The sequence below is a fragment of the Polaromonas sp. P1_E1_2 genome, assembly GCF_056406035.1.
This window is the reverse complement of record NZ_JBFUAZ010000112.1, coordinates 1-9,065: the sequence shown is the minus strand read 5'-3', so window position 1 is coordinate 9,065 and position 9,065 is coordinate 1. Positions and strand designations below refer to the sequence as shown.

Annotated in this window: 7 protein-coding genes; 3 read left to right on the top strand and 4 right to left on the bottom strand. The window is 64.7% G+C overall.

The annotated features are described in order from the left end of the window. The 3 genes from cbiB to AC1D1P_RS07930 form a co-directional block, all read left to right on the top strand. A partial coding sequence (cbiB, locus tag AC1D1P_RS07940; RefSeq protein WP_477672610.1) for an adenosylcobinamide-phosphate synthase CbiB occupies positions 1-962 on the top strand: 962 nt, incomplete at its 5' end. Then, positions 959-1,990, top strand: a complete 1,032-nt coding sequence (locus AC1D1P_RS07935; protein WP_477672609.1) for an aminotransferase class I/II-fold pyridoxal phosphate-dependent enzyme — start codon at positions 959-961, stop codon at positions 1,988-1,990. The genes cbiB and AC1D1P_RS07935, both read left to right, overlap by 4 nt. Continuing rightward, positions 1,987-3,525, top strand: coding sequence for a cobyric acid synthase (locus AC1D1P_RS07930; RefSeq protein ID WP_477672608.1), 1,539 nt, complete (start codon positions 1,987-1,989; stop codon positions 3,523-3,525). The genes AC1D1P_RS07935 and AC1D1P_RS07930 overlap by 4 nt, the downstream gene beginning before the upstream one ends. A 14-nt stretch (positions 3,526-3,539) precedes the next feature. Here the strand turns inward: AC1D1P_RS07930 and AC1D1P_RS07925 are convergent, their stop codons facing one another. The 4 genes from AC1D1P_RS07925 to AC1D1P_RS07910 all read right to left on the bottom strand — a co-directional run bounded on the left by AC1D1P_RS07925 (position 3,540) and on the right by AC1D1P_RS07910 (position 8,944). Further along, positions 3,540-4,034 carry a hypothetical protein gene (locus tag AC1D1P_RS07925; protein ID WP_477672607.1) on the bottom strand — a complete coding sequence of 165 codons (495 nt, stop codon included), beginning with the start codon at positions 4,032-4,034 and terminating at the stop codon, positions 3,540-3,542. Between the two features lie 159 nt (positions 4,035-4,193). Next, positions 4,194-6,122 (bottom strand): sensor histidine kinase, encoded by a 1,929-nt coding sequence (locus AC1D1P_RS07920; RefSeq protein ID WP_477672606.1) that lies wholly within the window; start codon positions 6,120-6,122, stop codon positions 4,194-4,196. Then, complete coding sequence (locus tag AC1D1P_RS07915; RefSeq protein WP_477672605.1) at positions 6,088-6,789, bottom strand: response regulator; 702 nt, start codon at positions 6,787-6,789, stop codon at positions 6,088-6,090. The genes AC1D1P_RS07920 and AC1D1P_RS07915 overlap by 35 nt, the downstream gene beginning before the upstream one ends. Positions 6,790-6,946: 157 nt before the next feature. Beyond that, on the bottom strand, positions 6,947-8,944 hold the full coding sequence (locus tag AC1D1P_RS07910) for a sensor histidine kinase (RefSeq protein WP_477672604.1): 1,998 nt from the start codon (positions 8,942-8,944) through the stop codon (positions 6,947-6,949). Positions 8,945-9,065: the final 121 nt, after the last annotated feature.

Sequence of the window (9,065 nt, the reverse complement as noted above, 5' to 3'; positions counted from 1 at the left end):
GTGTAGTGCTGTTGCTGGCTTTGTGGGTAGACAAATCTTTCGGTGAGCCACCCACAGGTGTGCATCCGGTGGTCTGGATGGGCAACTACCTTCGGGCCTGCGGAAGTATTACCGTGCGCTGCCCGCCCGGGCCGGCTTTTTTCCTCGGCACACTGGCCTGGTGGATGGGTGTGGCGCTGGTGGGTGCAGCGGCTTGGGGTGTGCAGGCACTGGTGTTCTGGCAGCTCGCCGGCTACATCAAGGCGCCGGCCTGGGGCGCCGCCATCGACACTGCGCTGCTGGCCGTGCCGATGGCCTGGTTGCTCAAATGCATGCTGTCATGGCGCATGCTGCGCGAAGAAGTCGGCGCGGTCGAACTGGCGTTGGGCCAGTCGCTGGAAGCAGGGCGGGAGCGCCTCTCCTGGCTGGTCAGCCGCGACACCGCCCAGCTCACTGAAAGCCAGGTGCGGGAAAGCGCGATCGAATCGCTGGCCGAAAACCTCAATGACTCTGTGGTAGCCCCGGTTTTCTGGTTTGCGTTGCTGGGTTTGCCGGGTGCGGCCATTTACCGCTTTGCCAATACGGCAGACGCCATGTGGGGTTACCGCGGCATCTACCGCGACAAAAATTGGGAATGGGCGGGCAAGTGGGCGGCACGCGCGGACGACGTGCTCTCCTGGCTGCCGGCGCGCCTGACGGCGCTGTTGCTGGCACTGGCGGCAAAGGGCCTGCAGCTCAAGGCATTGCGCGAAGAAGCCCGCAAGACCCCGTCGCCCAACAGCGGCTGGCCCATGGCGGCCATGGCGTTGGCGCTGGGTATCTCGCTCGGCAAGCCGGGCGTATATACCTTGAACCCCCAAGGGCGGCCACCTGAAGCATCGGACACGGCCCTGGCCCAAACCCTGGCCTCGAAGGCGGTGTTCTCCCAGACCCTGGTTGCCGCCCTGGCGATGCTGTTGATGGCGCTGGCGGTATCGGCATGAGCACCAGCCTCGTCACCACGCGCATTCACGGCGGACCCGACGCGCTGGGTGTGCCGCTGTACGACTTTTCCACCAACAGCAATGCCTGCGGGCCTTGTCCTGCAGCGCTGGCTGCCGTCCGCCAGGCTGACGCTACCCGTTACCCCGACGCCGGCTACACACAGTTGCGCAGGCAGCTGGCGGTCTTTCACCGTGTCGATGAGGCGCGTGTATTGCTGGCGGCCAGCGCCAGCGAATTCATCTTTCGCATGACCACGCTGGCTGTGCTGCAGGGCGCACGCGCGGTGTGGCTGCCGCCGCATAGCTACGGTGACTATGCGCAGGCGGCTGTTGCGCAAGGCCTGGTGGCGGCAAGCCGGCCGCACGATGCGCAGCTGCTCTGGGCCTGCGAACCTTCCAGCCCGTTGGGTGCTGCACATCGCGGCCTGGGTGAGCTGGTTGACGGCCGGAAAGTGGTGGAAGTGTCAGCCCTTGTCGTGCTGGACCGCGCTTACGAGCCCTTGCGGCTCAGCGCTGCGCCTACGCTCACGCCGCAGCAGCTGCAAAACACCTGGCAGCTCTGGACGCCGAACAAGGTGCTGGGGCTGACCGGCGTGCGTGCAGCCTATGCGATTGCACCGATGGAGCAAACGGACAACGCTGCTGCGCTGGAGCGACTCTGCCCCTCATGGCCGCTGGGGGCGCATGGCGAGGCCATGCTGCAAGCCTGGGTAAGCAAAGAGGCGCAGGACTGGCTCGCCGGCAGCCTCAACACCTTGCGTGAATGGAAAGCCCGGCAGATCAGTTTGTGCGAATCAATGGGGTGGCGCTGCCAGCCCAGCGACGCCAATTTCTTCTGCGCTCAACCGGCCTTGCCCGAAGACCTGAGCTTGCAGCAGGCGCTGTCCGCACTGCGCACCCAGGGCATCAAGCTGCGCGACACGACATCATTCGGTTTGCCCGGCCATGTGCGCCTGGGCGTGCAGCCGCCAGCCGCGCAGGATGCCCTGCACAACGCGTGGCAACAACTCTCCAGGACAAGTTCATGAGTGCAAAAAGTGTCATGGTGCTGGGCACTACCAGCGGCGCCGGTAAAAGCTGGCTGACGACAGCGCTGTGCCGTTACTACGCGCGCCAGGGTTTGAAAGTCGCGCCCTTCAAGGCGCAGAACATGAGCAACAACGCAAGGGTTGTAGCCCCCACGCTCCGCACTGGCGTGTCGTCGCTTTCCCCCGAGGGGGTTAATTTTCCTTGGGGCGGCCCGGCGGAAAATTGGGTGCCCGGCGGCGAAATCGGCAGTGCCCAATACTTCCAGGCCCTCGCCGCCAGAGCCGTACCCGACGTGCGCATGAACCCGCTGCTGCTCAAGCCCGAAAAAGACACACAAAGCCAGGTCGTGTTGATGGGCCAGGTCAATGCCGAACTCTCCCGCATGGAATGGCGCGGCCGCAGTGCCTCGGTCTGGCCGGTGGTGTCGCAGGCGCTCGATGAGTTGATCGCCGAAAACGACGTGGTGGTGATGGAGGGTGCGGGCTCGCCCGCCGAAATCAACCTCAAGTCCAGCGACATCGTCAACATGCGCTCGGCGCAGCATGCCAACGCGGCCTGCCTGCTGGTGACCGACATTGACCGCGGCGGCGCCTTTGCCCACCTGTATGGCACCTGGGCCATGCTGGACGAAGCCGAGCGCAAACTCATCAAGGGCTTTGTGCTCAACAAATTCAGGGGCGACGCCAAACTGCTGGCGCCCGGCCCGCAAATGCTGCAGGACATGACAGGCATCCCCACGGTGGCCACGCTGCCGATGTGGTGGCAGCATGGCTTGCCCGAAGAAGACGGTGTCTTTGACGACCGCAGCACCGCAGCAGGGGAAGTCTCTACCACCGTTGCCGTGATCGCCTATCCGCGCATCAGCAACCTCGACGAATTCCAGCCCCTGAAAAATGTGCCCGGCGTACGCTTGAAGTGGGTGCGCAGCCCGGTTGACCTGGCCGGCGCCGACTGGATTGTCCTGCCTGGCTCCAAGCACACCAGCGGCGACCTGGCCTGGCTGCGCGCGCAGGGGCTGGACCTGGCCATTGCCGCCCACGCAGGGCAGGGCGGTGCGGTGCTGGGCATTTGCGGTGGGCTGCAGATGCTGGGGGAGGCGCTGATTGACCCGCATGGCATAGACGGCAACGCGCCGGGGCTGGGCCTGCTGCCGGTGGTCACCGTGTTTGAAGAAGATAAAACGGTGCGGCAGCGGCAAGCCCGCTTCGGTGAGGTAGATGGCGCCTGGGCAGCCTTGTCAGGCGTGGCTCTGCAGGGTTATGAAATTCACCATGGACAAACCGCGCAGCACCCGGCGCTGGCCGCTGCGGGCGATACGGCCAGCGCGGTGATGGCAGAAGGCCTGGCCTGGCAGAACATTCGCGGCAATGTGCTGGGGCTGTACCTGCACGGCATGTTTGAAGATCCGGCGGTGCTGCAGGCGCTGTTCGGCGCCACGGTGCCCACGCTCGACTCGGTGTTTGACGGCCTGGCCGACTACWTCGGCGAGCATTTCGCGCCCGGTGTTTTGCAGTCGCTGATCAGCGGCCGCTGAGCGCCCACAAGACGCTAGCCCGGCATCCGCTTCAAAGGCCCGAAGCAGGCCTGCAGCGACTCGGCCTTGCACACAATGAACTGGTCCTGCCTGGGGCTGAACTGGATGAAGCGCACCACCGGCGGGTCCGACGCTTCATGCAGGTCGCCTGAGCAGTCCCGCTTGCCATTGCTGTCGGTCACGGTGTCGGTGAGCCGGTAAAACCCCTGCGCACTCGGCGCTGCGGATATTTCGTAGTCGCCTCGCGTGACTTCTTCGCCGCTGGTGTTAAGCCGGGTGCCCTTGGCGCTGTATTGCCAGGTTTCGGTGCAGGCTTTTCCTGCCAGCGTCCAGCTCCAGGTGCCCACGAGAGGTTGGGGCGAGGGTACTGACGCTGGGGCGGGTGGTGTGGGCTTGGCCGTCTGCGCAGCGGCAAGGCCGCAGAACAAGGTGGCAAGGGCCAAACCCGTCAGCTTGCGCAAGGGGTGGCTCCTGGCCATGGAGTGGGGATAGCGGTGTGAAAACGTCATGGGGTGATTATGAAGAGGCCGCAGCGCGGCTTCCCGCGCGCCGGGTCGCCTCTTTGTCGCCAGGTGTTATTTCTTGAGGAAAACAAACCCTGAGCCCAATGGGGACGAGTGCAAGCAGCTATAAAAATCATAGCAAAAAAAGGGGCTTACGCCCCGCCGTCAACCCGGCGGGCGTTTCTCCGGCAGCCACAAGGTGACACGGGTGCCGCGGCCATCAGAGTGCCAGTGGATCTCGCCGCCGATTGACCGCGCCCGGCGCTGCTGGTTTTGCAGGCCCTTGCCGCCTTTTTGCAAGGCGCTTTCCAGCGAAAATCCCTGCCCGTTGTCGCTGATGACGACACTGACCCCACCGTTTTCAATACCGGTGCCGACGCGGATTTCGCTGGCCTGGGTGTGCTTGAGAGTGTTGGTGAAGGCCTCCTGCAGGATGCGCAGGATGTGCAGCGCGTTGCGCGGGTTCAGCCAGTCCAGTGGCGGCACGTCGGAAACCTCCCAGCGCAGCGACACACCGGCACCCGCCAGCCGCGGGCCCAGGCGAAAGCGCAGGGTGGCCAGCAGCAACAGCAAATCGGCCTCCACCGGCTCCATAGAATCGATGGTCAGCTTCAGGTCGTCGATGCAGCCCTTGAGAACTTCCGCCACATCGGCCTCGCTGAGCTGGCCTCCTTCAACCACGCGCAGCGCACTGACCAGCGAGGAGCCCAGGCCGTCGTGCATGTCCTGGGTCAGGCGCTGGCGTTCCTGGCTCAGCGTTTCGCGTTGCTCGATCTCGCGGAGCTTGTCGTAGCTCACCGCCAGTTCGGCTTCACGGCTTTGCAGCCGCTCTTCCAGGCTGGCGTTCAGCTGCTCCATTCCGTCAAGGGCGCCCACATACTGCCGGAACATGATCACGACGAACACGCCGAACAGCGCCATGGCTGCATAAGGTGTGAGGTAATAGCTTTCCAGGTCCAGCACGTACTTGAGCCGGGCCCAATCGTAGATGCCGAACACATAGTTGAGCAAAAAGGCGATTGACAGCATTTTGGCGTCCAGTGACCGGCTGCGCCATGAATGCCACAGCCCGACCGCCAGGATCACCGTGGCCATGCCGATCAGCAGCAGGTGGGCGTAGGGCCGCAGTGCCAGCAAGCTGGGGAAGACAGAAGCAAAGGGCAGCGTGACGACTGAGAAAACCACCGCCATTCCCAGCATCACCCGGCTCAGCCAGCGCATGACCCGGCCGTGCAGGAGCTGCATGAAGTAGTGCAGGGCCAGTGATTGCCACATCAGGGCGTTGAGGGTGAGCCAGATAAACCAGGCGTCGCTGACGATCAGTTTTTCCGGTCCCAGCTGGAAATGCCAGCGCCGGGTCGCACTCAGCACGGCAATCGCAAACAGGTAGAGGCTGGCGGGCTGGCGGCGTACCACCCACACGGCCAGCGAGAAAATCCCCACCGCCAGGAAAGCCGCGCTGCACATGAAGGGCAGTTGGTAAGCCAGCCATTCCCGCCTGGCGGCCATCTCGATCAGGCTGTTGGAGTCGCCCGCGTAGAAGGACGAGATCGCAGCCTCGGGCGAAGGCAGGCTGTCCAGGCGTATCAGGAGGGTCTGCGGCGGTGGGCTGTCGGCGGCCAGATTCAGTGGCAGCAACAGCGCGGGGTGGTTGAACAGATTCCAGACCGGGCTGCCCGTGGAGCGAAAGCGTAGTTGGCCATCGGCATACACCGCGATCTGGCCGGCTGCCAGCCAGCGGGTCAGGTAGAAGTGCGTAGGGCTTTTCATGCCCTGCAGTTCATCGAGCCGTATGCGCAGCCAGATTGTGACGACAGGGGGCTTGCCGCCGTTTGAAGCCACCGGTTTTTGAATGACAGAAGGCAACTTCACCTTTGTCCAGGGGCCCGGCAAGGCGGCTTCGTCCACCGCAGCAGCCAGCGGCTTGAAGCTGGCCGCCTCTTCGCGGATCATCTCGGCTTCGGTGTAATGCACAACCGGCCCCGCGGCCCAGGCGGAGGCACCGCAGGCCAGCAGCCAGGCACCCAGCAGCAGCCAGCGCGCCAGGCCCTTGCGCACCTCAGGCCGCCAGAATGCCCTGGTGCCTGGCTTCATAAATCGCTTCGGCCCGCGAATTCACATTGAGCTTGCTGTAGATGCGCCGCACATAGGTCTGCACGGTGTGCTGCGAGACCTGCATCAGCCGGGCGATTTCGTCGGCGGTAAACCCTTTGGTGATCAGCTCCAGCACTTCCTTTTCGCGGCTGGACAGCGCGGGCTGTTCATTGGCAGCCGCAACCAGTGCCACTGCGGGCGCGGCAGCCGGCGCCACCGAAGGTGTGGCGCGAAAGCGCATCAGGATCTGCCGGGCAATCAGCGGGCTGATGGGGCTGCCGCCGCCGTGCAGGCTGCGGATCTCGTGCAGCATGTTCTCGGGCTCGCTGTCTTTCAGCAGGTAGCCCGAGGCGCCGGCCTCGATGGATTGCAGCACATGCGCTTCATCACCAAATGCCGTGCACACCATCACGGCGCAGGTGGGCCACTGCACATGCGCGGCGCGGATCACGTCAATGCCCGAGCCGTCGGGCAGGCCCAAATCCACCAGCAGCACGTCGGCCGGTGCACTTTGCAGCGACTGCAGGCCCTGCGCGCGTGTGCTGGCCAGGCTCATCAGCCGGATGTCGGGCGAGGCCGCGATGGCGGTCACGATGGCGTTCTGGAAGTGAACGTCGTCTTCGACAAGCGCCACATGGATGGGCGGCGGGTTTGAACTGGACTGCATGTCGGTTCCTGCGTTGGTGCCTGCGCGGTTTTCGCGTGGGCTTTTTTGCGGCCACCTTGTATGGGCTATACGTAGCCGAAATATGCCATTGTGCGTCAATGTACGGCTTGTGCGTGTCCCCATATTTAGCGACATGGCGACGCTTCGGCCGCCCGGTTCAGGCTGCCGTGGGGCGGCTTCGCGGCAAGCGCAGGGTCAGCCGGGTGCCGGCCGCCGAAGATTCAAACGTCACGTCGCCGCCTATGGCCTGCGCGCGGCGCTGCTGGTTCGACAACCCCTTGCCACCGCTGCCCAGCGCTCGCTCCACGGCGAAGCCCCTGCCGTTGTCGGTGATGCCGACGCAGACCCAGCCATCAGCCGCGCCGGTGGTCACACGTATCTCACTGGCCTGGGCGTGCTTGAGGATGTTGGCAAAGGCCTCCTGCAGTATGCGCAGGATGTGCAGCGCGTTGCGCGGGTCCAGCCATTCCAGCGTGGGCACGTCGCTGATCTCCCAGCGCAGCGTGATGCCGGTGCTCTCCAGCCGGCTGCCCAGGCGAAAGCGCAGCGTGGCCAGCAACAGTAACAGGTCGGCTTCGATGGGCTCCATCGAATCGATGGCCAGCTTGAGGTCGTCGATGCAGCTCTTCAGAACCTCGGCCACCTGCACGTCCTGCAGCCGCCCGCCCTCGACCACGCGCAGGGCGCTGACCAGCGACGAGCCCAGGCCGTCGTGCATGTCCTGCATCAGGCGCTGGCGCTCCTGGCTCAGCATCTGCCGCTGCTCGACCTCACGCAGCAGGGCATGGCTCCGGTTCAGCTCGGCCTCGCGCGCCTGCAGGCGTTGCTCCAGACCGGCGTTGACCTGGCGGGCGTCCTCGATGGCGCGTGTGTAGCGCTGGAACATGATGTACACGAAGATAAAAAAGGCGCCCACATTGGCATAAGAGCCGAGAAAGCTGCCTTCCACGCTGACGTGGTTGTTCTGCAGCAGCCAGTCATAGGCGCCCATCGCCAGGCCCAGCAGGCTCCAGCCGGCCAGCAGCATGCCGTCGCGCGACCGTGCGCGCCGGGCATTCGCCAGGCCGCAGCCGAAGGCCGTGATGCCCATGGCCAGCAGGAAGAGGTAAACCAGCGGCGCCAGCACCGTGGCGCCCGGCCAGCCGCTCGCGAACACCGGCAGCGTCAGGATGCCGATCACCGCCGCGAGAGCCAGGACGGCGCGGTTCAGCCACTGCTGCGGCCGTCCGTGCAGCCGGACCAGGAAGAAGTGCGCCGCAGCGATCAGCCAGACGAGCGAGTTGACGGTGAACCAGCCAAACCATTCATCGGACACCGGCAACCGGTGCTGGCCCACGTAGTAGTGCAGGCAACGAATATAGGAGACCACCGAGATGATGAAGAACAGCAGGTACAGCGAACCTCCTTCGGGCGAAGCACCCTCTGAAACCCGCCTTTGCCGCAGCCATACCGACAGCGCGAACATACCCACGGCCAGAAAGGCCGCGCTGGTCATCAGCGGCAGCTGTATCTGCAATGCATCGCGCACCCGATAGCGCCAGCCGATGGCGGCCTCGTCACCCAGCCACAGGCTGGAAATGGCGCCGCCGGTGGCGCGCAGCCGTTCGATGCGCAGAGCTATGGTTTGCGGCGGCGCCGCACCGGCGGTTTCGTCGAGCGCAATCCACAGCGGATGATTGGAACCGTTCCACAGCGCGTTGGCGTGCGATTGATAGAGCAGCCGGCCGTCGCCATACACCGCGATCTGGCCGTCGGTCTTCCAGCGTGGGATGTAGAGGTAGCGCGGCCCGGGTGAAGGTGCAAGCGGTGGCACCTGCACGCGGTACCAGGTCACCACGGTTTGGGGGCCTTGTGACTCCTCCTCCATGCCTGCTTCGCTCGCCTGGTTCAGGGGAATCAGCTGGGGCGGCAAGGCATGCGGAAGCGCCACCGTGGTCCACCGGCCCTGYGGCATGCCGGGCTCAAGAGCATAGGGCGGCGGTGAAAAGCCGCGGCCATCTACCGCCAGCAGTTCTGCCGCGGTGAAGTGCAACGCCGTGGCGGCACGCGCTTGCAGCGGCCATAACGCGGCCAGCGCCACAACCGCCAGACACCCTGCCAGCAATCCCGCCCGCCATCGGCACTGAAGCCTTCCGCGCAATGAAATGAGGGGCAAATCGGTCTCCAGCCCAGTATCAACGGGCGCAAGCAGCTATCAAAAACGTAGCGAAAGGTTGGTCCACGTCWACCTGCTGACGTCTATTGCCGATTTTGCGGTGAGTGGTCTTGCAGGCGTG

Coding starts and splice junctions, on each gene's coding strand:
- AC1D1P_RS07915 (WP_477672605.1), bottom strand. CDS start 6,789: ATGCAGTCCAGTTCAAACCCGCCGCCCATCCATGTGGCGCTTGTCGAA.
- AC1D1P_RS07920 (WP_477672606.1), bottom strand. CDS start 6,122: ATGAAGCCAGGCACCAGGGCATTCTGGCGGCCTGAGGTGCGCAAGGGC.
- AC1D1P_RS07925 (WP_477672607.1), bottom strand. CDS start 4,034: ATGACGTTTTCACACCGCTATCCCCACTCCATGGCCAGGAGCCACCCC.
- AC1D1P_RS07935 (WP_477672609.1), top strand. CDS start 959: ATGAGCACCAGCCTCGTCACCACGCGCATTCACGGCGGACCCGACGCG.